Below are 25,994 nucleotides of genomic sequence, written 5' to 3'. Positions count from 1 at the left end.
CCGTTTTCGGGCCGGGGCCCCCTCGCCGGGTGGGAGGAGGATCGTCAGGCGTTGGTGCCGTACAGGAACCTCCGCGCGTTCAGCTCGAACAGGCCGGCCTGCTGCGCGGGGGTCAGCCGCTCGCGCATCTCGTCGATCTTGGCTCCCAGGTTCCCGGAGAGGTCGAAGAGCGGGGCGTCCGATCCGAAGAGAACCTGGTCGGGCACCTTGGCGCAGCCCTCCAGCATCAACTCCGTTTCGAGGCCGGAGAGCTGGTGGAAGGACGAGATGTCCGCGTAGAGGTTGGCGGGGTGCGCGAGCAGCAGCCGGACGGTCCCCTCCAGGTCCCACACCATGCCGTGCGCCAGCGCGACGCGCAGGTCCGGGAAGCGCCGGAGGACCTCTTCGAGGCTGTGCGGGTAGCGTTGAGCGCTGCCGAGACCGGGCAACGAGGGCCCCGAGTGGGTCAGCACCGGAATGCTGTTGTCGTTGCAGTGCTGCCAGAGCGGCAGCAGCCGCTCGTCGTCCAGTTCGAAGCCGCAGGGCGGGTAGAGCTTGACGCCCTCGCACCCGGGTACCGCCGTCCAGCGCTTGACGATGTCGAGCGCCGTGCGTCCGCGCGAGGGGTCGAAGCCCGCGAAGAACGCCAGGCGTCCGCCGGACGCCTCGGTGACCGCCGCGTGGTGCTGGTGCACTTCCTCGATCGACAGTGAGGGCTCCCCGAGCGCCGGACCGAAGTCGGCGATGAGCAGGACCGACTTGGTGATCCCGTAGGTGTCCATCTGCGAGAGCAGCCGCTTGCCGTCCCGGTCCGACAGGTACAGGCGCAACGCGCGACGGACCCGGTCGTCGTCGCCGATCGACTCGGCGATGCCCATGACGAACCCCGGGGAGACGCAGCGCGCGTCGGCCAGGTGCACATGGATGTCGATCATGGGTGCCCGTCTTGGGAGTTGGGGGACCGCCAGGGGCGCCGGGTCACACCGCCGTGGCGCGGTGGAGCGTCGGGAAGATCTCGGGATCGCCGTAGTCGGGGAACCCGTTCTCCGACTTCCGGCATATGAGGTCGTGGGAGTGCTTGTAGACGGGTTTCGTCGTGCTCAGGAAGTTCAGGTCGCGGTAGCGGTTCTCCCCGTCCTGGAGATGCACCGAGAGGGCGCGCCTGGGCATGTCGGACACGTTGGGGTAGCTGCCGTGGATCGTGTAGCAGTCGTGGAAGCTGACCTGGCCGCGCCGGAGTTCCAGCGGTACCTCGATCAGCTCGTCGCCCTCGCTGTTGATCAGCTTCGACTTGATGTAGTCCTGGTTCTTCTCGTCGAAGGTGACCAGCGAGTGGTTGTTGCGCCACCGGTGACTGCCCTTGATCACCACCAGGCACCCGTTCTCCGTGGAGCAGTCGTGCAACGGGATCCACGCCGTGATCATCCGGTCCGACCTGCAGGTCGGCCAGTACCGCTTGTCCTGGTGGAACCCGGTGACCCCCTCGTTCTCCGAAGACCCTCGCGCCGGCGCCTTGTAGATGAGCTGGTCCTTCCAGGACCTGATCTCCGTGGCACCGGTCAGCGCGGCGGCGATCGACGAGATGACCGGGTGCCGGGCCAGGGCGCGGAGCCCGAAGCTGTGGAAGGAGGCGTAGCCGTCGGCGCGGCTGCGGGTGCGGTCGGTGAAGGGGACGCCGAAGTTGGGATCCACGCTCCGGTTGTCGCTCCACGGGAAGCGCTCGTCGTACGTACCGCGGTAGAGCCGCTCGCTGCCCTCCAGCGCGTCGGCGATCAGCTCCTCGCTGAGGATCTTCTTGGAGACGTAATAGCCGTTCCGCCGGTAGAAAGCGATGTCTTCCGCCGAGGGCGTCAGGGCTTGAACGTCGATTTCGCTCTCACTCATGACCCAGCTCCCGTCACAGATCCCGTAACCGTTCCACGAGCGCGACGAGATCGCCGACCGTGGTGATCTCGGCGAGGTCGATGTGTTCGGCGACCTCGTCGAGTTCCTTGCCGATGCTGTCCTCCAGGCTCAACAACAGGTTGATGTATTTCATCGAATCCATACCCAGAGACTGAAGTGGCGTGGACGCGGACAGCTCGGCCCGGCGTTCTGCCACGTCCTCGCCGAGCATCGCGACCAGTACCCGAAACACTTCGTCGAACGGCGTCATTGGAGTCGTCATCGGCACTTCCACTAGGCGTTTCGCAGCGCGAATGGCTTGGGCGGTCGATAAGGCGAGAACCGCCGAGAGATCGGGGAAGCGGACTCGGTCCGCGTCAGCCCCGTCATCGATCGCCGATATTACCCGGGGGGTCAGCCGCGCTCAATGTTCGGTCACCGCCCCGGTGCGAGGAAGGAGCCGGAAGAGTCTCCTCCCGGCTCCTTCCTCGCACACTCCTTTCCTCACGCGGGCGCGGGCAGCAGGGGTCCCGGCGCGGGGAAGCGGGCGCACAGCTCCCGCACCTCGGAGCGGACGGCTTTCGCCTCGGCGGCGTCGCCCCTGTTCCGCAGGGCGCGGACGAACAGGTCGGCGACCGCGATCATCTCCGTGTCACCCATGCCGCGGGTCGTGGCTGCGGGGGTACCGAGCCGGACACCGCTGGTGCGCTGCGCGGACAGGGTGTCGTCCGGGACGAGCTGCTTGTTGGTGGCGAGCCCGACGTCCTCTAGGGCCTGCTGCGCATCCCGGCCCTCCAGGCGGAAGGAGTCGACCGTGTTCATCACCATCAGGTGGTTGTCGGTGCCGCCGGTGACCAGGTCCGCCCCGCGCTCGATCAACCGGCCGGCCAACGTCTTCGCGTTGGACACGGAGCGCGCGGCGTACTCGCGGAACTCCGGCTCCGCCGCCTTCTTCAGCGCGACGGCGATCGCCGCGATCGTGTGCATGTGCGGACCGCCCTGCAGACCGGGGAACACGCTCTTGTCGATCCGCCTCCCGAACTCGGCCTTCGAGAGCACCAGGCCGCCACGCGGACCGCGCAGGCTCTTGTGGGTCGTTGTGGTGACCACGTCGAACCCGTGGTCCAACGGATTGGGCTGCACCCCACCCGCGATCAACCCGCCGATGTGCGACACGTCGGCCATCGTCAGAGCGCCGACCGCATCGGCGACGCGCTTGAACCCGGCGTAGTCCAGGTCACGCGGGAAGGAGGAGTGACCACACAGGACCAGCTTCGGGCGAACCTTCTCCGCGACGCGCTGGACCTCGTCGAAGTCGATGTGGCCGCTCGCGTCGGCCTTGTAACGATGGAAGGTGAAGACTCGGGACATGTGTGAGACGGGAGAGCCGTGCGTGAGGTGGCCGCCGTGGGTCAGGTCCATCGCGAGGATGGAGTCCCCCGGTTCCAGAAGGCCGTAGTACACCGCCTGGTTCATGGCCGCGCCGGAGAGCGCTTGCACGTTGACGTGCTCGGCGCGGAACAACTCGCGGGCGCGGGCGGTGGCCAGCCGCTCGATGGTGTCGGTGTAGGCCTGTCCCCCGTAGTAGCGGTTGCCGGGATACCCCTCGGAGTACTTGTTCGTGAACACGGTGCCCAGCGCCGTGAGCACTTCCGGGTACGTGTAGTTCTCGGACGGGATCAGTTCGAGTTCGGCCTGTTGCCGACTCTCCTCACCCAGGATCGCATCGAAGATCTCCGGGTCGTACTTCTGCAATCGGTCTCGCACCGCTCGCCCTCCGTGACGAAAAAGCATCGGGATACGCGGCCACGACGTGACGTCAGGGCACTCGTTCTCGACGTAGCACCATAAATAGCGACAAACCATACTGTTGAACATGGGGCGGGTCAGCTGACGACGGGGCTGGTTTCAGGGCGTGCCTCGACGAACTCGCCTGGCCGCCGCACCCTTTCGCCAGAGGTGCGGTGCGGTGCGGTCAGGTCTCGTCCCCGTTCTGGTCGCGCTGTTCGAGGTCGATGGCGAGCTGCTGCCACGCCGCGCCGAGGACGCGGGCGAGGTTGGCCACCGTCGTGGTGCAGTGCGAAGGGATGCCGGTGGCCAGCAGGGCACGCTCATCGGTGCTGAGCAGGCGGGCGTCCAACAGCCGCAGCAGGATTCGCCCGGTGTCGGTGTACCGCAGGGAGGGGTCGACGCGCAGTCGGGTCAGCTCCGATTCCCAGTTCACACCGGGCTGGGGCGCGCGCGCTTCGGGAGTGAGCCTTTCCCTCCTTCGGTGGTGGCCGTCGCGGAGCTTGGCGGGGACGGGGTCCCGGCCGTCGCGCACCCGGTCGCGCACGTCCAGAGCGGTCGAGGGGGAAATCCCGGCCGCGGCTGCGACCTGCCGCAGCGGCATGTCCGGATCTTCTCGCAGGAGCCGGCCGGCCAGGACCCGGCCCTCGGCGCTGCGGCCGACGGGCCGCAGCCTTCCGTCGAGGCCCAGCCGCGTGTTCGACTGCACGATATCGTCAGTCGAACGCGCCCGGATCGTGCTGACGGTGCCCGCCGAGAGCCCGGTGACCGAGGCGATCCTGCGATCGGACCAGTGCTGATGCGACTTCAGGATCCGGGCCGCGGACGCCGTGCGGTCGGCCAGTGAGAGCGGCAGCCCGTGCCGGACGTTGTGCTGCACGGCCAGCACGAAGGGGTCCTCGCCACCGTCGTAGAACTGCACCCGTACGGTGTCGACACCGCGCAGTTCGAGGGCCCGCACCCGGTGCCGCCCGTCGATGACGCGCATCGTCGCGCGGTGCACGATCACCGGTGGAAGCAACTCCTCGTCCACCTCGGCCAACGCCCGGACGTGGTCCTCGTCCTCCCCGTCGAGCCGTGGCGATTCGGAGGACAGCAGCATTCTGATCGGCAGCCGCGACGGCGCCGACCCGTCCGGGGGCTCGTCACTCGGGCTCGTGGGCCGAACCTGCTCCGCGGCGTCCACCACGTCGACACCCGACAAAGGATCTTGCCGCCGGTCAGAAGTGTTCTGCAACATGTCCCCTCGATTCAAGCGGTCTCGCGCCCCGCCCGCACAAAGCCGCAGGAACTCCCCGGCCACGGACGACAAATCGATTGCTGACAACACTCAGGCACTCTATTGAGACCGCGCACCACTGTCGACCTGCTGCCTCACAAAAACCGAATAGGCATTGCCCGAGGGCGCCATATCCAGCCGGACTGTCCTGTATTCGCCAGGCGACGTACGTCCCGGGCTGGGGGCCTGTCCGTGACACACCGTCGTATGTCATCCATCGGCGGCAACGGGGCCATGGCTCCGGAACCGGTGGTGAGGGCCTCGGCGTCACAGACGAGAACCGGCACGTCATCCTGCACTTCAGCACCTCTTGCCACCCAGAACCCAGGCACCCCGGATACAGCAGCGCTCACCACAGTCGCAGTTGACGCATTCTCGGCCTCTCGGCGTCATATCGATCACCCGTTGACATCCGGGGTCCTTCCGAGCAGGGTTTTCCGCGATGCTCTGCCCAAGTGATCTCCAAGGGTTGTCCCGCAATTCGTGGTGGATCGGTGCGCGGCGTCAGATGCGGTGCATCGCGAGGCGGAGGGGCGTCCACATACTGGATGCAGCGGGACGTTCCGACAACGCGGCGAGGGGCCGTAGCTGTCGTCACGCACCCGCCAGGAATTTCGGGACAGCCCTTGGCTCGGATACGCGACCTTTCCGCACCTCCGAGGGCACTTCGGTTTCCGCCGTCATCCTCCGGGAGCTCCCTTTCGCCTCACTCGGTGGCCGATTTCCGCGGGCGGTGGACGTGCGCGAGCGCCCGGCCGACATCATCTGTCCGAGAACAACGCAGGCGGCGAGAACCGCGTGGCTTCATTCCAGAGGAGAGCACCGTGGCTGCCGGAGACGAGATCCTGGAGACCGCCGACGTCGCCGTGCTCGACCCGTTCTCGCTGTACAGGATCGCCGTGGGCCACACGCCGGCGGGACGGGCGCTGGGGAACGCGACGCAGGCCGGGACGATCCGCCTCCTCACGCCGGCTGTGGCGTTCGCCGTCGCCTGCTCCATGCGCACCTGCTGGGACGAGACGTGCGACCAGGAACACAGGGAGGGAACCGGCGTCCAGATCCGCAGATTCCAGGAGTTCGGCGGTATCGAGATCGTCGGCCTCACGCCCACGGAGACGGTCGCGGCCGGGCAGCTCTACGCCGCCACCATGGACCGCCGCGTCGCGGGCGCCGAAGTGCTCGCGGCCTGCCACTGCGCGATCCTCGCCAAGGCGTCGGGGGCACCGCTCATTTCGGCGGTCAGAGCGTCGTACTGCTACGCGACACTGGACCGAGCGGACATGGCCTTACGCGTCGGCCTGATCTGACGTCGACAGTCGGCCTGATCCGACATCGGCGCAGCGGCTCGGAAGCCCATCTGTCCGCGTTCTCGAAGAACCGACACCGCAACCGGCTGCCGAACCCGGGTCCGGCAGCCGATGCGCGCCGGTCCGCCGATGGGCAGAGCTGCCGGATCAGTGGCGGTCGCGGGCAGCGCCGGATACGGTTCCGCTTTGCCGTGCGGCGGCGTCGGCCGCCGGTCCCACGTCACCTGGGCGCGTGATCGCCGACGAGGCGACCGGTGCTTGGCACACCCACCTGGTCGTCTGCCGCCGCCCAACCCGTGAACCCTCCATCGCTGCCACTCCCCCATCACGGTGTTCACTCCCGCACGCTTCTCAACTCGGGCCCGGTCGCGCAGAATTCCGTGCGTAACTCTGCGAGGCCCCATGCCGACCGTCGCTGATCGTGCGCGCGGACACGGGATTCGGGATGCGGTTCCTGTCTCGGTGTGTGGGCCACAGCATGAGTTCGCGCGGGCCTTCACCCACATCAATCGGCCCCCTTTCACCTCCGCCAGTGTGAGGGGCGCGGGGAAGCGCTACGAACGGAGACACACCTCATGACCACGGAACAGACCACGTCCTTACTCGCCGGTCTCGCCGTCATGGTGCTTCTCGCCCAGGTGCTGGGGGCGTTGGCGAGGCGTTTCGGCCAGCCACCCGTGATCGGCGAGGTCCTTGCCGGCATCGCGCTCGGTCCCACCTTCTTCCACGGGGCGCTCTCCGACGTCCTCTTCCCCTCCACCACCCGGCCGTTGCTCAGCGCGCTGGCCGCGGTGGGCGTCGCGGTCTTCATGTTCATCGTGGGCATGGAGTGGGACGCGGCCCTGATCCGCGGCAGTGGCGCCATCGCACCCAGTGTGGCGATCTGCTCCATCCTCCTGCCCTTCGCGCTCGGCACCCTGCTCGGCCTTCACCTGGCGGGCGCTCATGGCAACGGTGACCGGACGCCCTTCGTACTCTTCATGGGCATCGCCATGTCGATCACCGCGTTCCCGGTGCTGGCCCGCATACTCACCGACCGCGGCATGTCCCGTACCCCGCTCGGCGTGGTGGCACTGGCCTGCGCCTCCATCGACGACGTCCTCGCCTGGTCGCTGCTCGCCGGCGTCGTCGCCATCAGCGGTTCGGCCGGCCCCGACCAGTGGCGGATCCTTCTCGCGGTCCCGTTCCTGCTGGCCATGCTGTTCCTGGTTCGTCCTCTGCTGCGACGAGCGGTCGAACGGCGTGGGACGCTTCGCCTCACACCCTCGCTCTTCGCCTCTCTGCTCGCCGGGCTGCTGCTGTCCGCCGCGACCACCGAGTGGCTGGGCCTGCATTACATCTTCGGCGCGTTCCTCTTCGGCGTGGTGCTGCCGCGTTCCGGCGCCGAGCAGCTGCGCACCGATGTGCACGAACGGCTCGGGCAGATGAGCGGCACTCTGCTGCTGCCGGTGTTCTTCCTGGTCGCCGGCCTCCAGGTCGACCTGTCCGATGTCGACGCGGCCGGCATCGGCGACCTGGGTCTCATCATGCTGGTGGCGGTGGGCGGGAAGTTCCTGGGCGCGTTCGTCGCCGCCCGGGCGAACCGGATGCCACTGCGGCAGTCCGCCGCGTTGGCCACTTTGATGAACACCCGCGGGCTGACTGAGCTGATCGTGCTCAGCTTGGGGCTGCAACTCGGTTTCTTGGACGCAGAGTTGTATTCACTCATGGTGGTGATGGCGGTGTTGACCACGGCGATGACCGGCCCGCTGCTGACGTGGATCCTGGACCGGCGCACCGGTGACGGCGTCACCGATCCGGCCACGGACCTCTCCCTGACCCCCGAATCCGGCCGCCGGCGCCGACGAGCAACGGGCACCACCGCGTCGTAGCCGCTGCCGACAGGGACGCGGGCGGGGACACGGGCCGGCGGGGCCCAGCTACGTCGGATCAGGGCATCGCCGAAAGAGACTTTCCATCCCGACCGGTCGCCACCGCCGGGGGCGCACGTTCGGCGTGCCGGGTTCACTCCTCCGGCATCGGTCACAAGCGATACCGTTACTCGCCGTCCGGGGAGAGCCGCGCCACCGGATCAGCAGTGGTGGGGCAGCTGGGCCTGGACCTGGGATGCGGCCCTGCGCATCATGCCGGCCTGCTGCTGGACCGGGCGCTGCTGCTCTCCGTGCAGGGCGTTCAGCACGACGATGGCGCCGGTCAGGGCCGGCACGGCCCACTGCATCAGCATCAGGTGGGTGCGGGCTCTGTCCAGGTCGACGGGGTGGGCCTCCGCCTTCTCCAAGTCGCGCGGGTTGTCGGAAGCGGACAGTTCGAGCTTCTTGCCCAGAACCCGGCAGTACGCGGTCGCGGCCAGGGCCGCCCCGGTCAGCACCGTCTTGGCCAGAGTCGAGGCGGCGACACCCTGCTGGGTCTGCACCCGGGCGGCATTGGCGGCCAGCAGCCCTGTGCCACCGATCAGGTGCGCGCCGATCGCCGCGGCGTTCGCGGGCATCCATCTGGTCCAGCCGGCACTCGCGATCCGGGCAGTCTCCGCCGCCGTGGAACCCTGGTCCCGGGCGGCCCCGTTCAGACCGACAGCCCCCATCAAGGACCCGCCGAACCACGCTGCCATCCCCAGATCATGGACACTGCGCAGGGCGGTATTGCGTTCCGACATTGCTGCTCCTTCTACCGAGAAGGCCCGCACGAGCGCGGACGCCGTCTTTACGCTCGCCGGGGCCCGGCCGGGGCACCACAGGTGTGACGCATTCGGCCTACGCGGGCCGCGCCACGAACGACGGGAGCCTCCGCACGGTGCGGCCCACAGCGGACGACGGACGCGGCGAACCCCGGGGGCGGACACGTGCGCCGACGCCTTCGGCCCTGCGGACCACCGCCCACCGCCCACCGACCACCGCCCACCGCCCACCGCCCACGATCCGCGGGTAAAGCGGCTCGTCTTCAGACCCTGCGGGGGCGCCGCCCACCCGGCGCCGGGCACTGGGGCGGGGGTCCGTGCCGGAAGCCCGGGACGGGGGCGAGGTGCAAGCCGTGTGCGAGCGAACGGATGAGGGGGGCGTCTGCGGGTACGTGGTGGAGCAGGCCGAGGGCGGATGGACGCCCTGGCCCGGAAGGAGAACTGCTGTGCTCATGGCTCACCCGGTGGTACTGAAGGGTCTCGTCGAGCGGTACGAATCGCTCCGCTCCGCAGCAGCGGAGGACGCGCGGGAGCGTCGGCGCCTGGAGGACGTGGAGTACACGCTGTGCGTCTCCACCGGCACTCGTGATGTCGAGTCCGCACTCGACGCGGCCCGAACTCGCCTCGCGTGCGGCGAAACGACCGGAACCCTCATTTCCGCCTGAGCCGAGGAGCACAGCACTGCGACGACCCGCGTCGGCCGTCGGCGTACCGGGTTCACTCCTCCGGCTTCGCCCTCCGGCGTCGGCAAGTCAACAGCGGTCGCGGCGCCATTGGTCACCGCCCCCTTTACGGAGCGCCTGGGTGGCAGAGGCCAGCTCGGGCCCGATGAGGTATTCCATGGTTCCGGCGCGGTTCCGGGGGCGGTCCGGGTCGGCGGTGACGTGATCGGGAGAGAGCCCGGCGCCGGCCTCCGGCCTCGCCGGGGTGGCGGTGGCCGCCCAAGGCGTCGACAGCCCACGGAGTCGACCATGCCCGGACCACCGCGGTGCAGACGCAGGTCGCACAGACCCGGATGGTCTGCGAGCTGCGAGGTGACGGCGGCAATCAGACGCTCGGCGTTCTCTTTTTCGAGTTCCCCGGACAGGGCCGGATGGACGACTGTCGCCGCGACACCGCTTGCGGCCGGGGGGAGACCGGCTGGAGGCTTCAAAAGGCTTCACGACCCCGAGGTACTCACACCTGTTGCCCGATCCCGCACGTCGGCGACGGCCTCCGCGGGCGGCAGGCCACAGGACCCGGAAGGAGGCTGCCGCGCCTCACTTACCGGCTTCCTGTGCGTAGTCGCTGGGGGCCGAGAGCGAACCGCCCGGCCCCGCGAGCCGTGCTTCTGGCCGGCTTCGTCCGCCCACAGGCCTTTCGGGCATCCGGGGGACGGCGGGCGCTGTGGTGAGTATGAGGGAGGCGAAAGCGGGGAGGCGGGTAACTACGGTTCCACCCTCTTGCCGGCAGGGCAGCGCCCTCGGCGGCTCGCCGCGCCCCGCTGCTTCGCCCCGTTGCGTTTTCCGGAGGTTCGCACATGTCTGGTCCCGATGCGTCCGAAAGCACCGACCTTCTGGGGATCTACCTCAACGACCACTACACCGGTTCCACCGGCGGCCTGGAGCTGTTCCGGCGCGCCGCGAAGGCGCGCCCGGACGCACGGGAAGCGGCAGTGCTGGAGGACCTGGCCCGGCAGATCGAGGAGGACCGCGACGCGCTGGCCGCGATCATGAAAACCCTGGGCATCCCCCTCAGCAGTTCCAAGGCGGCCTTGGGATGGGCCGCGGAGAAGGCGGGCCGCCTCAAGCCCAACGGGCACCTGCTCTCTCGTTCCCCGCTGAGCGACGTCCTGGAAGCGGAGTCGATGCTGCTGGGCGTCCTGGGCAAGGCAGCCTGCTGGCGCACCCTGCGCGCCGTGGCCGAATCCGACGAACGGCTGTCCGCCGAAACGCTGGACACGCTGCTCGAACGTGCCGAGCAGCAGAGCGCCACGCTTGAGGAACTGCGTGCCACGACGGCCGCCCGCACGCTGCGGCCGAAGGCCGCCGGAACTCGGTGAACCGCCGCAGCCCAAGCCTGCGGCGGTGACCGGTCCCCTGCCCCAGTCAGCCTGAAACGCATGGTGGCCATCGCAGCCGCCCTGCCCGACGAAGGAGCGATCGCATGACGAACGAGCAGTCCACTACGGCGTGGGACGACAGGTCGGTGGAGCAGCCGGTGGCCCAGCGCGTGGGCTGGGACGAGGTGGACGTGCGCGCCGTGGACACTGTGCGTCTGCTGGCGGCCGACGCGGTGCAGCGAGTGGGCAACGGTCACCCGGGAACGGCGATGAGCCTGGCCCCGTTGGCGTACCTGCTGTTCCAGAACGTCATGCGCCACGATCCCGCCGATGACCAGTGGTTGGGCCGGGACCGGTTCGTGCTGTCCTGCGGCCACTCCAGCCTGACCCTGTACATCCAGCTCTACCTGGCCGGCTACGGGCTGGAGGTGTCGGATCTGGAGGCGTACCGGACCTGGGGTTCGGCGACGCCGGGGCATCCGGAGTACCGGCACACCCGCGGAGTGGAAATCACCACCGGCCCTCTGGGGCAGGGCCTGGCCAGTGCGGTCGGCATGGCCATGGCCGCCCGCCGTGAACGCGGCATCCTCGACCCCGACGCCGCGGCGGGCACCAGCCCCTTCGACCACCACGTCTATGTGATCGCCTCCGATGGTGACCTGATGGAAGGGGTCGCCTCCGAGGCCGCGTCCCTGGCCGGGCACCAGGAACTCGGTGACCTGACGGTGTTCTACGACTCCAACCACATCTCGATCGAGGACGACACCGACGTCTCCTTCAGTGAGGACGTCCCCGCGCGCTTCGCCGCGTACGGCTGGCACGTGCAGACCGTCGACTGGATGCGCACCGGCAGCTATGTCGAGGACGTCGACGCGCTCCTGGCGGCGACCCGCGCAGCGCGGGAGGAGACCGGCCGCCCTTCGCTGATCATGCTGCGCACGCTGATCGGCTGGCCGGCCCCGAACAAGCAGAACTCCGGCAAGGCACACGGAGCCGCTCTGGGCGAGGACGAAGTCGCCGCCACCAAGCGGGTGCTGGGCTTCGACCCCGATGCGCACTTCACCGTCGAGAACGCGGTGCTGGCCCGTACCCGGAAAGCCGCCGACCGCGGCCGCGAGGCGCACGCGCGGTGGAACGAGACGTTCGCCGCCTGGCGGGAGAGCCACCCGGACCGGGCCGAACTGCTGGACCGGCTGCGCGGGCAGGAACTGCCCGACGGGTGGAGCGACGTGCTGCCGTCCTTCCCGGCGGACAGCGAGAAGGGCATGTCCACCCGCGCGGCTTCGGGCGCGGTCCTCAGCGCGCTGGCGCCGGTGCTGCCGGAACTGTGGGGCGGCTCGGCCGACCTGGCCGGCAGCAACAACACCACCATGGACGGCGAGCCGTCCTTCGTGCCGGCCAACCGGCAGACCAAGGACTGGAAGGGCGGCCCGTACGGCCGGACCCTGCACTTCGGGATCCGCGAGCACGCCATGGGCGCGATCCTCAACGGAATCGCCCTGCAGAGCCTCACCCGGCCCTACGGCGGCACGTTCCTCACGTTCTCCGACTACATGCGCCCCGCCGTCCGCCTGGCCGCGCTGATGAAACTGCCCGCCACCTACATCTGGACCCACGACTCCATCGGCCTGGGCGAGGACGGCCCCACCCACCAGCCCGTCGAACACCTGGCGGCCCTGCGCGCCATCCCCGGCCTGGACGTGGTCCGCCCGGCCGACGCCAACGAGACCACCGCCTGCTGGCGCACCATCCTCGAACACGACGACCGCCCCGCAGGGCTCATCCTGTCCCGCCAGAACCTGCCCGTCCTGGACCGCGACAGCGGACAGTACTCCCCCGCGAGCAGGGCAAGCCGAGGCGGATACGTCCTGGTGGATGCACCCGACGAGGCGGCCCCGGACGTCATCCTGATCGGAACCGGCTCCGAGGTCCACATCGCCCTGGACGCCCGCGCTCAGCTCGCGTCCGACGGCATCGGGGCACGGGTGGTGTCCATGCCGTGCTGGGAGTGGTTCGCCGCCCAGCCCCAGGACTACCAGGACCAGGTCCTGCCACCGGACGTCCGCGGCCGGGTCAGCGTCGAGGCCGCCGTCGGGCAGGGCTGGCGCGACCTCGTCGGCGACGCGGGACGCATCGTCAGCCTGGAGCACTACGGCGCCTCCGCCGACTACCAGCGCCTCTACACCGAATTCGGCATCACCCCGGACGCGGTCGCCGAGGCCGCCCGCGACAGCATCCGCGACACCCAGCAAGCACCACGACCCGGAGGACACCAACACACCTCCGCCCCCACCACCACCGGCACCGGCGACCGCCCCTGACCAGCCCACCGCCGCGCGATGGACGGAGAGCAACGGTGCACACCTCGCCCTGCTCCCCTATGACGACGTGCGCGCCACCGCGGATCCTGGCGCCGCCATCCTCAGGTTCTACGACAGCGCTTACGCGGCGGGCGCGCGTCTTGTGGGCCGGCCCGCGGACCGACTGTGCCGGAACGGGGTGACCGCCCCCCGGATTCGGGTGCCGCCGAAGGCACTGTGAAGGGACGCCGACACGCGAGGACCGCAGACCTCCTCCCGCCCGGCTGCCGACCAGCTCGCTGGGTGGGGTACGACTCCACGGCCACCAACCAGGCCGAACGGCTGACCAGTTGCCTTCACGCGGACCAGGCACGACGAGCCGACCCACCGGTGTTCCTGACGTGTTGCCCTTGGCCATGGACGCCGTCGCCCTGCCCGTGGAGGGCAGGACGAGGAGCGCAATACGCAGCAGTCGTCAGGGGCGCGTCCGGTGGCCGTCGCGCTCGTCCGGCATCAGGGGCCCGGCCCCGCTCACCCCACTCTGACCAGAGCTGTGGCTCGACCACTTGGTGCGGCCGGACATCACTCCTGCAGTGACGGCAGACGCAGCCCTACCCGAAGAACGACAGACGAACCCGACGGTTTGCATTGTCGCGAATCGTGTCCACCAACATCCGTTAAGCAAACCTCAGCCTATCTGGGTGGCAACGCACGGCTGAAGCACCCGCTCGGCATGCAGTGGCGGGCCGTTCCCAGCCCCACCGCGCCAGCACCGCGGCTTCATTGGCTACCCCGATCACGAGTCACAGCGTTCGGTCACCACCATGGCCGTCTTTGCGAGCACTGCTCCCACGTGCGACTCAGCCTACTCAGCGAGCAGCAGCGGCTTCTCGTCCACGGACGTCAGCAAGTGAGCGATCTCCTCGGCGGTCGGCACAACCGGAAGGGTCGGCACAACCGGAAGGGCGCAGCCGACCACGGCATGGCCTGTCGCGCTGGTGTGGTTCCCGGGCTCCTCCTCGGGATCGTCCGGCACCCAACGGCTGACCTCGATCTCCCACGAAGCCTCGTCGTCGCCTGGTTCCGGCGCTTCGATCGTCAGGTAGAAGCCGTCGGAGTCGTACGGCTCCACGAAAAGGCGACAGCTGGGGTCGTCGAGGAGCCGATGTCAGTGGCTCCGGCCCCTTCGCGGGACTGTGTAGTGTCCGGGGGCTTCCGGCGTGGGCTGGCGACGGCGCCGCAGCGTGCGGTAGTAAGGGGTGCCGGGCCCGGCCGCGTTATGGCAGATTGCAGCGGCCCGGGCCCTCCATGGCTTTGCGCCAAGGTTCCTGTTGCACCGAGATCGGCAGCACCTTGGCCGACGCGCCGCCGGAGATTCGAAGGTTCTCACACCGGCACTCACTGAGGCGGGGTCTTCTCGGTCACCTCACCGCTGCCGGAATACGACCTCGGGATACGCGGCCACGGGCCCATCGAGGATCGGCTGCGGGATGCCCCGCAGGTGAAGGTCGAAGAAGGCTGCTGCATAGTCGCGGGTGATGTACCAACCGCGTTCTCCGGAGAGCGGCACGGCAGGGTCCGACAGACCCAGCTGGTCGGCGAGATAGGGCAGATCGGTGAAAGAAAAATGCTCAGCGCCGGTCACCGTCAGCCAGCGTTTCCCACCGCTGAGGTGCTTCCATGCCTCGGGCCAGTCGGTGTTCTCACTGCCGGGGCTGTGCGTGGACTCGGCGCCGAGCATCATGAACGGGCGCCGGCCGAGCCCTGCTGCAGCAGGGTGCAGGAAGAAGTCACCGTCCAGGTCAACCCCGGCCCGCACACGGCGATCGGCTGCCATGGTCTCTGCGGCGCTCGCGCCCCCGATCGAATGCCCCGCGATGCCGATCCGGCTCGGGTCGATCGCGCGGGACAGCGCCCCCGCCTGCCGGCTCTTCGTCAGCTCGTTGATCACGAAGGACAGGTCCTTGGCCCGGCCGCGCACGACGGCTGCCTGCTCCTCGGACGTGTCGACCCGTTCGCAGGCCACACAGGTCAGCACTCGGCCCCCAGGAAAGGCTGTACCAACGGATTCATACGCGTGGTCCACGGAGGCAACGACGTAGCCGCGACTCGCAAGATCGTCGGCGACCGACGTGAGTGTGGTGCGCGGCATCGAGAATCCCGGAGAGAGCAGCACCAAGGGGAAACGCCCCGGCGCGGGGAGCACGCCTTCCGCAGCATGAGTACGCGCTCCTGCAACGGTCGCGGCGGGCACCACGCCGCCGAGCCCCCTGGCCTCCAGCAGGAGCTGTGCCTCCTCGGCTGTCATGTATGCCGCTGGGGAACCGCTCGTACCGCGCGCCGGGTAGGACATCGACACCATCAGCTCCCGGTTTCCCGCCGTCGGCACCCACGGGTCGGTGCGGTGCCGGTCGACCAAGTGCAGGGCGCGGCGGCCCACCGGGTACGGACCGGTGGGAGGCGGCAACGCCAACCCGCTCGTGTACGCAACCCGGGAGGGAGCCTGCGAGCCCTGGGCGGCGGGTGCGGCGCCCGAAAGCGGGACGGACAGGGCGAGGGCGAGGAGGGCGGCTGCAGCGACTCTGCTGTGTCTGGTGGTCATGCAGCCGACGCTAGGCCTCCGGACTCCCTCAACACGTCGCTCTACAGCAGCACTTGGGCGTACCTCTCTGGTCTGATCTCGTCAGACCAGTTCTCGGACGGTGACGACTTCACGCTGAACCGTGGCTGCCCGGCTGCCCGGGCTGGACCGTAGCCTCACGTTGGTCGCGCCGCGAACCGCCCCGCACGGGCGACGTGCGCACCGCTCGGTGACCTTGACCATGGGGTCTGACCGGCCCGGAACCGTCCGCGCACCGCATCTCCTGCGGGCCGCAACCTTGCTCACTGGGAGGGGTGAATTCGGGGCATCTCCAGGATTGTGCGTGTGACCGCCGTCATAACGCATTTGGCCGTCGCACCGCCGCCGGCGACTACCCGGCGATCACCTCGCCTCCAGGCTGGCACGGGGGACTGATCCTCCGGGATCGGTCATGAACATCAAAGACCGGCCATCGGGCCCAGAACCTGGCCTGCGTTCCTCGACCCGACAAGCTCAGCCGCGTCCTGCCTCGTTGGCTCGATTCAACAACGAGTGGCATGGACCCGCGGCCTGCCGTCGTCGCCGACTCTCTGTTCAGGCAGCAGGCCCAGCGCCGTGCAGCAGGGTGTCGATGATGCGAACGGCAAGCGTGTCCGGGTCGGCGCCGTCGGTGTTGCCGTGCAGGGACTCCCCGATGAGTGCGTAGTAGACCCGGCGCACCCAATCGAGGTCGGCCGCTTCGTCGATGAGCTTGTCGTCCTGGGCCCGCTTCAGCACGGCGATGCAGTTGCGGTCGATGTCCTGGTGGAGGGCGCCAGCGTCGTTGCCGGGGTCCGCCGGCTGTTCCAGGGCGAACGCCCAGGCGCTCTTCACCTGGAGCACGTTGGCCGTGATCCGGTGCATCGCCACACGTGGCGGCGCGGTGTCCGGGCGGCCGTCGGCCACCGCCTGGGCGAGTTGGCGGGCTGCGGACAAGGCGAGCGCCTCGATCAGGGCCTGTCGATTGGCGAACCGGCGGTGGATCGTCGTGCGGGCCACTCCGGCGGCTGCGGCGATCTGCTCCATCGAGGCGCCCGGGTCTTCGGCGAGCACCCGCTCGGCCGCCTCCAGAATCGCGCGCACGCTGCGCTCTGCGTCCGCCCGCAACGCTCGTGGCGCCGTCTCACTCATCGTGCCTCCCGGTCTATCACTTGCCCAGGTAACCAATACATGAGCGATGCTATCCGATTCATATCTGCATCATTGATGTTGCAGTTCATTCATTTTCTGATGCATACTCGCCGCAGTTGTTCGCGACTGAAGGAGACCCCGTGCACACCACTGCTCTTGTCACCGGAGCGTCGTCCGGCCTCGGCGTTGAGTTCGCCGCGCAGCTCGCCGCCCGCGGGTGCGACGTGATCCTGGTGGCGCGCTCCGGCGATCGGCTGGCCTCCCTCGCCGAGCGTCTGATCGCCGAACACGGCGTCCACGCGCATGTGCTGGTCCAGGACCTCGCCGAGCCGGATGCGGCCCGCTGCATCGCCGAACAGCTGGCCGCCCGCGGGCTGAACGTCGACCTGCTGGTCAACAACGCCGGCTTCGGTACCTGCGGCCGCTTCGAGGAGATCTCCGGGGCCCGCGATCACGACCAGCTGATGGTGAATGTGGTCGCACTCGTCGACCTCACCCATGAACTGTTGCCCGGCATGCTGGAGCGCGGCCACGGCTCGGTCGTCAACGTCGCTTCCAACGCGGCCTTCCAGCCCTCCCCGTACTTCGCCGTCTACGGCGCGTCCAAGGCGTTCGTGCTGAACTTTGGCCTCGCCCTGCGCCAGGAGTACCGCCGACGAGGCATCCGTGTGCTCACCTTGTGCCCCGGACCGGTCGAGACCGCGTTCTTCGAGATCATCGGCACCCGCCGGGCAGCCGTCACCGGTTCCATGACGACCCCCGAACCCGTCGTGCGCGCCGCACTGCGCGCGCTGGACCGCGACCGCGGCTACGTCGCCCCCGGACTCAACAACGCACTGACCGCGCACCTGACACCGCGCCGCCCCCGAACCGTGGTCGCCGCCATCTCCGAACGCATCACCCGCAAGGTTCTGTCCCCCACCACCTCGACACTGCCGGAGCGCGCCGCATGAAATTCTCAGCCGCCACCGTCGGCGCTGCCTCGGCGATGCTGCTCGTCGGCACATCGACCGCGATCTCCGCCACCGTCGCCGACTTCCCGGTCTTCACCGGACAGGCCCTGCGCTACGCGCTCGCCGCGGTGATTCTGTTCGCCGTCTTACGCCAGCAGCGTCCGCCCCGCGTCCGTCTGACCGTGCGTGACGCCCTGCTCCTGGTCGCCCTGGCCGCCACCGGCCTGGCCGGGTTCAATCTCTTCCTCGTTGAAGCCACCCGTCACGCAGGCCCCGCCATGATCGGCACCGTGATCGGAGCTGTCCCCCTCGTCATGGCCCTCGCCGGGCCGCTGATGGAACGCCGACGCCCCACACCCCGTGCCGTCGGCGCCGCGCTCGTGGTGGCACTGGGCACCGCCGTCGCCGCGGGCCTCGGCTCGGGCAGCGCGAAGGGCCTGTTGCTTTCCCTGGGCGCACTCGCCGGCGAGGTGGCCTTCTCCCTGCTCGCCGTTCCGCTCCTGCCCAAGCTCGGACCCCTGCGGGTCGCCGCCTACCCCGCCGCCCTGGCGGTGCCCATACTGCTGGCCACGGGCCTCGCTCTGGAGGGCACGGACGCACTGCGGATACCCACGCCCAGCCAGGCAGCCGCCTTCGCCTACCTCGGAGCCATCGTCACCGCCGCCGCCTTCTTCCTCTGGTACGACGCGCTCCGCCGACTCGGCGCGGACCGCGCGGGTCTCTTCGCCGGTCTCGTGCCGGTAGGCGCACTGCTCACCGCCGTCACATTCGGCCTCGGCCAGGCAGGCCCCGCCGATGTCGTCGGCGCCCTCCTGGTTGCGGCAGGAGTCGTCTTCGGCCAGCGACGCGCTCACGCCCTGAGCGCACCGAACGCAAGCATCGCCGCCAACGGCTCGCCCAGGAAAGCTAGTCCGAGCAGTCCCGCCCTGATTCCTGCACAGTGCGCGAACAACGCCGCCGCAACGGCTCCCGGCGGCGTTGTCCGACCCGTCCAGAACGTCGTCGTGGTGGTGCTGTATTGGGCGAGCCGTGTGCAGATGTTTGCTCTCGCGTTCAAAGGTCCTTGGGCGGGCCGAGTACGCAGTGCAGGCCCGCCTCGATGTCCGGGGCGCTGATCGAGCCGTAGCCGAAGACGAAGCCCGGGCGCGCGGAGCGGTTCGCGGCGACCTCCGCCAGGGTGTGGACCGCCACGCCGGATGCCCGCGCCCGGCCGGCCCGGTCCGCGAGGGCGTCGGGGTCGGCGAGGCGGCCCCGGGTGAATGCCGTCACGTGCAGTCCCGCGGCGGACGGCACCAGCTCGACCAGGTCCGTGAAGTGCTCAGTGAGCGCGCGGGTGATGACGTGGTGCCGGCCCGCGTACGTGTGCTGCATCCGGCGGATGTGCCGGGCGAGCAACCCGTCGTCCACGAAGCGGGCGAGCGCCGCCTGCGCGGGCACCGCCGTGTGCCAGTCCGCGGTGTATTTGGCAGTGCGCAGTGCGGTGCGCAGCGGGGCGGGAGCCACCAGGAGACCAACGCGCAGCGAGGGCAGCATCACCTTGGAGAACGACCCCACATAGATGACGTGTCCGTCCCGGTCCAGACTGTGCAGCGTCTCGACCGGCCGCCCGCCGAACCGGAATTCGCTGTCGTAGTCGTCCTCGATCACTGCCGCGCCGTGCTCTCGTGCCCAGCGCAGCAGTGCCGTTCTGCGCCGAAGCGACATCGGCATGCCGAGCGGGAACTGGTGGGCGGGGGTGACGTACACGACGCGGGTGTCCGGTGGGAGGGCGTCCACGAGCAGGCCCTCGGCGTCCACCGGTACCCCTGTGACCTCGGCGCCCTGCGCCAGGAACGGCAGCCGGGCCGGCGGGTAGCCGGGCTCTTCCACGGCCACCCGGTCGCCCGGTTCGAGCAGTACCCGCCCGATGAGGTCCAGGGCCTGCTGCGTGCTGGTGGTCACCAGCACATCGTCCGGGCCGGTCCGCACCCCGCGTGAAAGTCCGATGTGTCGCGCGAGTGCGGTCCGCAGCCCGGCGTGGCCGGACGGATCGCCGTACCCGACCGAACCGGCTGCCGAAAGACGCAGTTCCCGGGCGATCAAGGGACGCCAGGCGGCGTACGGGAAGAGCCGGGCATCCGGCAGGCCCACCCGGAAGTCGTGGGCCGCCCTGGCCGGTTCCGCGGTCTTCGGGGCCGCCCATGGAGACAAGCCGGCCCACAGGGCACGGGGGCGCAGTCCCGTACCGGTGGTGTCGATGGTGGTCGCGGGCCCGCGCGTGGGCAGGCCCGTCGTACGCACATAGGTCCCGGAGCCGACCCTGCTGTCCGCGTACCCCTCGGCGACAAGCCGTTCGTAGGCGACGCCGACGGTGTTGCGGGCCACCGCGAGGCAGCGGGCCAACTCTCGGGTCGGGGGCAGCGAATCGCCGGGCCGTAACAGTCCGTCATGGATCGCGGTGCGGAGCTGGCGGTAGATCTGGCCGGACAGGTCGCGCTGCCCGTCCAGCCTGACGTGGACGTCCATCTCGGCTTTCCACTTTCGGCTCGGCTGTTGTCGGCTTTCGGTCCGGCGATTGGCTCAATCATTTGGCGGCTTATTGGCTCTAGGGATGAACCGCTGTGGAATTTTAGGCTCCTGCCATGGACATTCGACAACTGGACCACCAGGCGCTGTTGCTGACCGGGGAGGTGATCTCCCAGGTGAAGACCGATCACTTGAGATTGGCGACGCCATGCGCGGACTGGACCCTGTACGGCTTGGTCCGCCATCTGGTCAGCCAGAACGCGGGGGTCGCCGCCTCCGCCCGCGGCACGGGCGAGCCCTGGGCCGTATGGCGCGCCGGCGACCTCCGTGATGACCCGGCCGGAGCGTATGAGGCGTCGGTGGGCGAGGCCACCGCGGCGTTCGCGGAAGACGACGTGCTGGAGCGGCGGTTCGCGCTGCCGGAGGTCGGCGAGGGATTCGCTGTCCCCGGACGGATGGCGATCGGCTTCCACCTGCTCGACTACATGGCACACGCCTGGGGCATCGCGGTGACGATCGGCACCGCGTGGGAAACTGCCGCCGAACTCACCATCACCGCGCTGTGCGTCGCGGCCCTGGTCCCGGACGAAACCCACGGAGCCGGTGCCGCGCTGCGCGTCGCGGCCCTGGTCCCGGACGAAATCCACGGAGCCGGTGCCGCGTTCCGCCAACGGATCGCCGTGCCCCACGACGCCCCGCAGGGCGACCACTTGCTCGCCCTGCTCGGCCGTGACCCGTCCTCGACGCCGGTGCCATGCTGAGGAGCCGCTGGTGCCAGGGCCCGGCCGGGGACGCCCTTGACGACCGCGTCGCGGCACACGGCGTCGAGAGCGGCATGCGCGGTGACCGGAGCGGGCCGCTGATCGTCAGCGTCACCGACTTCACCAGCGACGCGTACCGGGACCTGCCCGACATCGCGCGTCGCGGCTTCGCGCTGCGGCGCCGCTGGCCGCAGCTCGACGGCGCGGTCGGCATGTGGCTGTGGGCCACGCCCTTGGCCCGGCGCTGCGGATCGGTCTCGGTATGGACCGGGCGGCGGGCCCTGGCGGAGTTCGTACGCCTGCCGGAGCATGTCGCGATCATGGACGAGTACCGCGACCGAGGCACGATCAGGTCAGTGATCCGGGACTACGAGAACTTCGACGCGGCGCGCATCCAGCGGGATGCGGAGGTGTGGCTGCTGTCAGACGATCGTTGACGGCGGCGGGACAACGGATCTCCAGCAGGTGAAGAACGTTCCGGGCCGGCCGAAGACCGAACAGCCCGATGCCGTCTGGCTCGCCAGCTGACCGAACGGGGCATGCTCAGAGCCTCGTTCGTGCCGCCCAAGCCGGTCCGAAAGTTGCGGGATCTCACCCGCATGCGAACCGTGAACGCGTGTCCACTCCGGCGAGGGAAGGCCTGTGGGCTCGCCACCTCGGGTGGATTTTCTCATCACATCGAAACGAAGGTCACATCACTGAGCCTTTTCCAACCTCAGTCTGACGATGCCGGGCTGCGTGTCGGAGCCGGGTGATAGACATCCGCCATGGCGCAGTTCTTGGTACTGGTTGACGGTGAGGCGGACGGATGGGGGGGTCGACCGCGAGGCGCTAACTGCGGCGATCAGGGCTCGGTGGTCAGATGTCGAGGTCGACTCGACGCACCGAAGCGAGGTGCGAAGCAGCTGCTGGTACTTCGAGACGGAGAGCGGTCCCGGCGAGGCATATCTGCATCAGGATGGGACGTGCCTGTACCTGGACGTCTGGCAAGAGGACGCTGCGTGGTTGGCGGTCGTCTTCCGAAGGCTCGCTCCGGCGGACCTCGATCTGATCTTCTGTGACGAGGGCTACAACTTCGACGCTAGGCTCAGGCCCGAGGCCACTGACGTCGAGCTGACGGCACTGATGAACGACGCCGGACTCGGCGCAGCACTTGCGATCGGAACGTCGAAGTCTTTCAAGCCAGCGGCCGAGATGTCCAGTTGAGCTGATAGAGAGCCTTATCAACCTCACGCTGATGCGTGGTGAAGGACAGGGACGGCCTTCACCAGGTCGGTGATCCGGTTGGTGCTGCAGCGGAGCTTCCGCAGGAGCCGCCAGCCTTTGAGGGTGGCCATGGCCTGCTCGCCGAGGCAGCGGATCTTGGCATGGGTGCTGTTGTGCCTGCGCTGCCACCGCTTGAGGCGACGGCCGCGGAAGGGCACTCGGATGGAACCGCCGGCGCCCTGATATGCCTTGTCGGCCCAGCACTTCAGTCCGGCCTCGGCGAGTGCGTCGACGATGCCGTGGGTACGGGCGGCGGTCAGGTCGTGCGTAGAGCCGGGGAGCGTGGGCGAAGCCCACAGGAGCCGTCCGAATGGGTCGGTGAGGACTTGGACGTTCATGCCGTGGCGCTTGTGCTTGCCGGAGCAGTACGGGGTGTCGGCGGCGATCCGGTCGATCGGCAGGAGCGTCCCGTCGAGAATGACGAAGGCCAGCCGGCGTGCGGTCCGCACCGCCTCGGCCAGGCTAGGAGCGAGTGCAGCCAGGACGTGTATCGCCTCGCGGACGTAACGGTAGACGGTCGCGATCCCGATGCCGAACGCGGCGGCCAACTGAGCATAGGTGTCTCCGCAGCGCAGGTGAGCCAGGACCAGAAGCGCCTGCCGGCTCGGCGTGATGCGACGCCATCGGGTGCCGATCTTGCGGCGGTGAGCAGCCAGGCACCGGGCAAGGTGACGAAGGTGTGCGCTGGACAGATCGATCGCCGATGGGTAAACAAGCACGCGAAGCTCCTGGGCCTTGACCCCTGATGTTGGACACACGAGACACTGGATCCTGCGGATCTGAGAACGGACATCTCGTGGTCATGAAGAACTACCCGCCGCAGTTCAAGGCGGACGCGGTCGCGCTGTACGAGTCGCGGCCGGAAGCGACGATCAGGTCGGTCGCAGCCGATCTGGGGATCAACCCGGAGACACTGCGGAACTGGGTGAGGGCAGCAGGGGTGAGCCGTCCCCGAGGACGGCGGACGCAGGAGCCGGCCCAGCCGCCGGCCCCGCTGGAGGCGGAGAACGCCGCCTTGCGGAAGAAGGTCCGTGAGCTGGAGGAGGAACGCGAGATCCTGCGCAAAGCGGCGAAGTATTTCGCCGGGGAGACGCGCTGGTGAACCGCTTCCAGTGCGTCGCCGACCTCCAGCGCCGTCACGGCGTGAAGCGGCTCTGCAGCATCCTCGGCGTCAGCCGCTCGAGCTTCTACTACTGGCGGCGGACGGCAGCGGACCGGGCCGCCCGGCAGGTGACCGACGCCCGCCTCGCCGCCCGGATACGGGCGGTGCACCAGGAATCGGACGGCACCTACGGAGCCCCGAGGATCACCGCCGAGCTCCGCGAGGAGAACGGTGTCGCGGTCAACCACAAGCGCGTCGCCAGGATCATGCGGGCGTCCGGGATCGAAGGGGTCCGGTTGCGTCGCCGGCATCGCACCACCGTCCCCGACCCGGCAGTGGCCAAGGCGCCGGACCTGATCGGCCGCGACTTCACCGCGGACAGGCCGAACACGAAGTACGTCGGTGACATCACCTACCTGCCCATCGAGGGCGGGAAGTTCTGCTACCTGGCGACCGTCATCGACCTCGCCTCGCGCCGTCTGGCCGGCTGGGCGATCGCCGGCCACATGCGCGCGGACCTCGTCACCGAGGCCCTGGCCGCGGCGATCCGAACCCGCGGCAGTCTCGCCGGATCGATCATGCATACCGACCACGGAGCTCAGTACACGAGCAGGATTTTCGCCGAAGCTTGCAGGTCAGCAGGGGTTCAGCAAAGCATGAGCGCGGTCGGGTCCAGCGCGGACAACGCGCTCGCCGAGTCCTTCAACGCGACCTTCAAACGCGAGACCCTGCAAGGACGAAAGAACTGGCCGACCGAGCGCGAGGCCCGACTCGATGCCTTCCGATGGCTCCACCGCTACAACACCCGACGCCGACACTCCCACCTCGGACAACGATCACCGATCGCCTTCGAGAACGCCCTCCACCTCACACCAACTACGCTGGCACAAGCCGCATAACCCGTGTTCAGGATTCGGGGTCAAGGCCCCCTGGTCGACACGGGTGATCTTGGTCGTGAACCCGTCTACCAGGAGCTTCGTCGTTCACCTCGCGCAGGTGCCCCAACCCGCCAGCCCCTCCGTCAGGTTGGAAAAGGCTCAGTGGCACACGCGTGGTTGATCCAGTCCAAGCTTCCCACCACCCGGGGAGCAAGGCAGCCAATAAGCCCCTGTTCTTCCTCCCGTCCGCGGACAAGAACGCACCTGGCCGCGACCCGGACGCCAACCGGAAGGTGATCTGCCCCGACGGGTGGGCGGCAACCTACGGCAACCCGGACGCCACCACCGTTCCGGAGATCCAGTCGACCGACAAGGCGTCGTGTGACGAGTTTGCTTACGCCTCCACCTACAACTCCGGCGGCATGCCCGGCGGCACGAACGAAGTCGATACCGGCAACGACTGCGTGCAGACCTATGCCACCGAGTCGCGCAGGGTCAATGGCACCTGTACGACGACGTCCCCAGGCCGCGTCCTCATGGACGGAGAAGTGCGGCCGCTCAGCCATGTCGGGATGGATCAACTCCACCTCGATGGGCGGAGCTTTCAGCGGAGGCTTCTCGGGCAAGTACCGGCTGTTGGACACGGACCCGTACTGGGTGGACTTCCCCCAGTTCGCGCACTGCGATGCATCAAAGACGACCGTGACCTGCACCGTACCCAAGGCGTGACAGGCTACTGACCGCTGGTGGGGCACGGCACCGCTTCACACCGTGCCCCACCAGCCCCGCCTTGCAAGAGAAAGAGGTTACGACCATGCCCGACGACGGCCTCGCATGGATTGCAGCAGCCTGGCGCGGAGCGAACGTGAGCGCCACCGAGCTGTACATCACCTGCGCCCGGGGCCTGAGCCCAGAGGCGCTCGCCGAACGTATGGCTGACCACGAACTCGTCCAGGCCGCCCCCGCCATGACCGTCGCGGAAGCATCAGCCATGGTCGACCTCGCGCAGATCTACTGCGTTGGCCGTCTCGGCCGAAGCGGCGACTGGTCGTTCATCGTGGAGAGCGGGGGAAGCGAAGGATGGGCCCTGGATCCGGCCGTGTCTCGTGGCACCGAGGTCCTTGTCTTCGACCCGCGACCAGATGACCCGCCCTCCGTCTTCCGGTACCTGGCCGACGGGGACGTTCAGCTGCACTTCGAGTTGGGTGCTGGCTATGACCCTGCCGGAGCACAGCCCGACCTCCTGCGTCCGGCGCTGGAGGCGGCTGGGGTCATCCCTCCGGAGGACTCCATGGACGACCTACTCGGTGCCGATGAGGAGTTGCCAACCAGCGAGGAGAAGCGCCGAGTGCTGAAGGTCATTGGAGATCACTTCGGACTATCGCTACCGCGGCACGAGATTGAGAGCGGGCGACTTCCCGGCGTCGTCACTCGCACCTCGCCACCAACCTCTTGGTGATCACGAGTACCTGGAGAGGTCTGGTCACGCCCCGAGGCATCCAGGGCCCCGTCAAAGTCGTTCTGTA

Annotated in this window: 24 protein-coding genes and 1 pseudogene; 14 read left to right on the top strand and 11 right to left on the bottom strand. The window is 68.9% G+C overall.

All coding sequences use genetic code 11. The features are described from left to right. Positions 1-44 precede the first annotated feature (44 nt). From OHT52_RS28755 to OHT52_RS28735, 5 genes are all read right to left on the bottom strand, one after another. Positions 45-914, bottom strand: a complete 870-nt coding sequence (locus OHT52_RS28755; protein ID WP_328723088.1) for an amidohydrolase family protein — start codon at positions 912-914, stop codon at positions 45-47. 43 nt (positions 915-957) lie between these two features. Beyond that, entirely contained in the window at positions 958-1,863 is a 906-nt protein-coding gene (locus OHT52_RS28750; RefSeq protein WP_328723087.1) for a phytanoyl-CoA dioxygenase family protein, read from the bottom strand. A gap of 13 nt (positions 1,864-1,876) precedes the next feature. Further along, positions 1,877-2,134 (bottom strand): acyl carrier protein, encoded by a 258-nt coding sequence (locus tag OHT52_RS28745; RefSeq protein ID WP_328723086.1) that lies wholly within the window; start codon positions 2,132-2,134, stop codon positions 1,877-1,879. Between the two features lie 233 nt (positions 2,135-2,367). Continuing rightward, entirely contained in the window at positions 2,368-3,630 is a 1,263-nt protein-coding gene (gene glyA, locus OHT52_RS28740; protein ID WP_328723085.1) for a serine hydroxymethyltransferase, read from the bottom strand. Between the two features lie 208 nt (positions 3,631-3,838). After that, on the bottom strand, positions 3,839-4,753 hold the full coding sequence (locus OHT52_RS28735; protein ID WP_328723084.1) for a ParB/RepB/Spo0J family partition protein: 915 nt from the start codon (positions 4,751-4,753) through the stop codon (positions 3,839-3,841). 1,001 nt (positions 4,754-5,754) lie between these two features. Here OHT52_RS28735 and OHT52_RS28730 point away from each other — a divergent pair. Together OHT52_RS28730 and OHT52_RS28725 are read left to right on the top strand one after the other, a co-directional pair. Further along, positions 5,755-6,237 (top strand): hypothetical protein, encoded by a 483-nt coding sequence (locus OHT52_RS28730; protein ID WP_328723083.1) that lies wholly within the window; start codon positions 5,755-5,757, stop codon positions 6,235-6,237. 575 nt (positions 6,238-6,812) lie between these two features. Continuing rightward, entirely contained in the window at positions 6,813-8,108 is a 1,296-nt protein-coding gene (locus OHT52_RS28725; protein WP_328723082.1) for a cation:proton antiporter domain-containing protein, read from the top strand. A 200-nt stretch (positions 8,109-8,308) separates the two neighbouring features. On the opposite strand, the gene OHT52_RS28720 is transcribed toward OHT52_RS28725, so the two are convergent. Beyond that, positions 8,309-8,890: a hypothetical protein gene (locus OHT52_RS28720; RefSeq protein WP_328723081.1), complete on the bottom strand. Its 582-nt coding sequence runs from the start codon at positions 8,888-8,890 to the stop codon at positions 8,309-8,311. 467 nt (positions 8,891-9,357) lie between these two features. Between OHT52_RS28720 and OHT52_RS28715 the strand changes: the two genes are divergently transcribed. From OHT52_RS28715 to OHT52_RS28700, 4 genes and pseudogenes are all read left to right on the top strand, one after another. After that, complete coding sequence (locus OHT52_RS28715) at positions 9,358-9,576, top strand: DUF5133 domain-containing protein (RefSeq protein WP_328723080.1); 219 nt, start codon at positions 9,358-9,360, stop codon at positions 9,574-9,576. 854 nt (positions 9,577-10,430) lie between these two features. Next, positions 10,431-10,952 (top strand): hypothetical protein, encoded by a 522-nt coding sequence (locus OHT52_RS28710; protein WP_328723079.1) that lies wholly within the window; start codon positions 10,431-10,433, stop codon positions 10,950-10,952. 104 nt (positions 10,953-11,056) lie between these two features. After that, positions 11,057-13,273, top strand: coding sequence for a transketolase (gene tkt, locus OHT52_RS28705; RefSeq protein WP_328723078.1), 2,217 nt, complete (start codon positions 11,057-11,059; stop codon positions 13,271-13,273). 28 nt (positions 13,274-13,301) lie between these two features. Then, positions 13,302-13,493, top strand: a pseudogene (locus OHT52_RS28700) (DUF5996 family protein); the annotation flags it as partial. Positions 13,494-14,117: 624 nt separating this feature from the next. Here OHT52_RS28700 and OHT52_RS28695 read toward each other — a convergent pair. From OHT52_RS28695 to OHT52_RS28685, 3 genes are all read right to left on the bottom strand, one after another. Then, the gene (locus OHT52_RS28695) at positions 14,118-14,384 is read right to left on the bottom strand and encodes a hypothetical protein (RefSeq protein ID WP_328723077.1); all 267 of its coding nucleotides are present in this window, start codon (positions 14,382-14,384) and stop codon (positions 14,118-14,120) included. A gap of 294 nt (positions 14,385-14,678) precedes the next feature. Beyond that, a complete protein-coding gene (locus OHT52_RS28690; RefSeq protein ID WP_328723076.1) occupies positions 14,679-15,854 on the bottom strand; it encodes an alpha/beta hydrolase family protein in 1,176 nt (391 codons plus the stop codon). 573 nt (positions 15,855-16,427) lie between these two features. After that, the gene (locus OHT52_RS28685) at positions 16,428-17,003 is read right to left on the bottom strand and encodes a TetR/AcrR family transcriptional regulator (RefSeq protein ID WP_328723075.1); all 576 of its coding nucleotides are present in this window, start codon (positions 17,001-17,003) and stop codon (positions 16,428-16,430) included. 140 nt (positions 17,004-17,143) lie between these two features. Between OHT52_RS28685 and OHT52_RS28680 the strand changes: the two genes are divergently transcribed. Continuing rightward, complete coding sequence (locus OHT52_RS28680) at positions 17,144-17,956, top strand: SDR family NAD(P)-dependent oxidoreductase (protein WP_328723074.1); 813 nt, start codon at positions 17,144-17,146, stop codon at positions 17,954-17,956. Beyond that, positions 17,953-19,071, top strand: coding sequence for a DMT family transporter (locus OHT52_RS28675; protein WP_328723073.1), 1,119 nt, complete (start codon positions 17,953-17,955; stop codon positions 19,069-19,071). Before OHT52_RS28680 ends, OHT52_RS28675 begins: the two co-directional genes overlap by 4 nt. Here OHT52_RS28675 and pdxR read toward each other — a convergent pair. Next, the gene (pdxR, locus tag OHT52_RS28670; RefSeq protein WP_328723072.1) at positions 19,010-20,461 is read right to left on the bottom strand and encodes a MocR-like pyridoxine biosynthesis transcription factor PdxR; all 1,452 of its coding nucleotides are present in this window, start codon (positions 20,459-20,461) and stop codon (positions 19,010-19,012) included. The two genes, OHT52_RS28675 and pdxR, sit on opposite strands and share 62 nt — an antisense overlap. A gap of 116 nt (positions 20,462-20,577) precedes the next feature. On the opposite strand from pdxR, the gene OHT52_RS28665 reads away from it, so the two are divergent. The 3 genes from OHT52_RS28665 to OHT52_RS28650 all read left to right on the top strand — a co-directional run bounded on the left by OHT52_RS28665 (position 20,578) and on the right by OHT52_RS28650 (position 22,428). Further along, on the top strand, positions 20,578-21,222 hold the full coding sequence (locus OHT52_RS28665; protein WP_328723071.1) for a TIGR03086 family metal-binding protein: 645 nt from the start codon (positions 20,578-20,580) through the stop codon (positions 21,220-21,222). Further along, the gene (locus OHT52_RS28660) at positions 21,216-21,659 is read left to right on the top strand and encodes a hypothetical protein (protein ID WP_328723070.1); all 444 of its coding nucleotides are present in this window, start codon (positions 21,216-21,218) and stop codon (positions 21,657-21,659) included. The genes OHT52_RS28665 and OHT52_RS28660 overlap by 7 nt, the downstream gene beginning before the upstream one ends. Before the next feature lie 358 nt (positions 21,660-22,017). Then, on the top strand, positions 22,018-22,428 hold the full coding sequence (locus tag OHT52_RS28650) for a hypothetical protein (protein ID WP_328723069.1): 411 nt from the start codon (positions 22,018-22,020) through the stop codon (positions 22,426-22,428). A gap of 23 nt (positions 22,429-22,451) precedes the next feature. On the opposite strand, the gene OHT52_RS28645 is transcribed toward OHT52_RS28650, so the two are convergent. Further along, positions 22,452-23,207 (bottom strand): transposase family protein, encoded by a 756-nt coding sequence (locus tag OHT52_RS28645; RefSeq protein ID WP_328723068.1) that lies wholly within the window; start codon positions 23,205-23,207, stop codon positions 22,452-22,454. A 77-nt stretch (positions 23,208-23,284) separates the two neighbouring features. On the opposite strand from OHT52_RS28645, the gene OHT52_RS28640 reads away from it, so the two are divergent. The 3 genes from OHT52_RS28640 (at position 23,285) to OHT52_RS28630 (ending at position 25,927) form a co-directional block, all read left to right on the top strand. Then, a protein-coding gene (locus OHT52_RS28640) for an IS3 family transposase (RefSeq protein ID WP_328722102.1) occupies positions 23,285-24,489 on the top strand; the annotation gives its coding sequence in 2 pieces (ribosomal slippage) (positions 23,285-23,576 and positions 23,576-24,489; 1,206 coding nt in all). A 152-nt stretch (positions 24,490-24,641) separates the two neighbouring features. Then, complete coding sequence (locus OHT52_RS28635; RefSeq protein ID WP_328723067.1) at positions 24,642-25,208, top strand: hypothetical protein; 567 nt, start codon at positions 24,642-24,644, stop codon at positions 25,206-25,208. Positions 25,209-25,282: 74 nt separating this feature from the next. Then, the gene (locus tag OHT52_RS28630; RefSeq protein ID WP_328723066.1) at positions 25,283-25,927 is read left to right on the top strand and encodes a DUF6461 domain-containing protein; all 645 of its coding nucleotides are present in this window, start codon (positions 25,283-25,285) and stop codon (positions 25,925-25,927) included. Positions 25,928-25,994: the final 67 nt, after the last annotated feature.

The sequence above is a fragment of the Streptomyces sp. NBC_00247 genome (assembly GCF_036188265.1).
In the GTDB taxonomy this organism is placed as follows: Bacteria; Actinomycetota; Actinomycetes; order Streptomycetales; family Streptomycetaceae; genus Streptomyces.
The sequence above is the reverse complement of the archived record's forward strand: the minus strand, read 5'-3'. Positions and strand labels throughout refer to the sequence as shown.

Bases quoted from the DNA above. Each gene is read 5' to 3' on its own strand.
- OHT52_RS28690 (WP_328723076.1), bottom strand. From the start codon at position 15,854: ATGACCACCAGACACAGCAGAGTCGCTGCAGCCGCCCTCCTCGCCCTC.
- OHT52_RS28710 (WP_328723079.1), top strand. From the start codon at position 10,431: ATGTCTGGTCCCGATGCGTCCGAAAGCACCGACCTTCTGGGGATCTAC.
- OHT52_RS28660 (WP_328723070.1), top strand. From the start codon at position 21,216: ATGCTGAGGAGCCGCTGGTGCCAGGGCCCGGCCGGGGACGCCCTTGAC.
- OHT52_RS28665 (WP_328723071.1), top strand. From the start codon at position 20,578: ATGGACATTCGACAACTGGACCACCAGGCGCTGTTGCTGACCGGGGAG.
- pdxR (WP_328723072.1), bottom strand. From the start codon at position 20,461: ATGGACGTCCACGTCAGGCTGGACGGGCAGCGCGACCTGTCCGGCCAG.
- OHT52_RS28675 (WP_328723073.1), top strand. From the start codon at position 17,953: ATGAAATTCTCAGCCGCCACCGTCGGCGCTGCCTCGGCGATGCTGCTC.
- tkt (WP_328723078.1), top strand. From the start codon at position 11,057: ATGACGAACGAGCAGTCCACTACGGCGTGGGACGACAGGTCGGTGGAG.
- OHT52_RS28720 (WP_328723081.1), bottom strand. From the start codon at position 8,890: ATGTCGGAACGCAATACCGCCCTGCGCAGTGTCCATGATCTGGGGATG.
- OHT52_RS28755 (WP_328723088.1), bottom strand. From the start codon at position 914: ATGATCGACATCCATGTGCACCTGGCCGACGCGCGCTGCGTCTCCCCG.
- OHT52_RS28745 (WP_328723086.1), bottom strand. From the start codon at position 2,134: ATGACGCCGTTCGACGAAGTGTTTCGGGTACTGGTCGCGATGCTCGGC.
- OHT52_RS28735 (WP_328723084.1), bottom strand. From the start codon at position 4,753: ATGCTGCTGTCCTCCGAATCGCCACGGCTCGACGGGGAGGACGAGGAC.
- OHT52_RS28685 (WP_328723075.1), bottom strand. From the start codon at position 17,003: ATGAGTGAGACGGCGCCACGAGCGTTGCGGGCGGACGCAGAGCGCAGC.
- OHT52_RS28750 (WP_328723087.1), bottom strand. From the start codon at position 1,863: ATGAGTGAGAGCGAAATCGACGTTCAAGCCCTGACGCCCTCGGCGGAA.
- OHT52_RS28725 (WP_328723082.1), top strand. From the start codon at position 6,813: ATGACCACGGAACAGACCACGTCCTTACTCGCCGGTCTCGCCGTCATG.
- OHT52_RS28630 (WP_328723066.1), top strand. From the start codon at position 25,283: ATGCCCGACGACGGCCTCGCATGGATTGCAGCAGCCTGGCGCGGAGCG.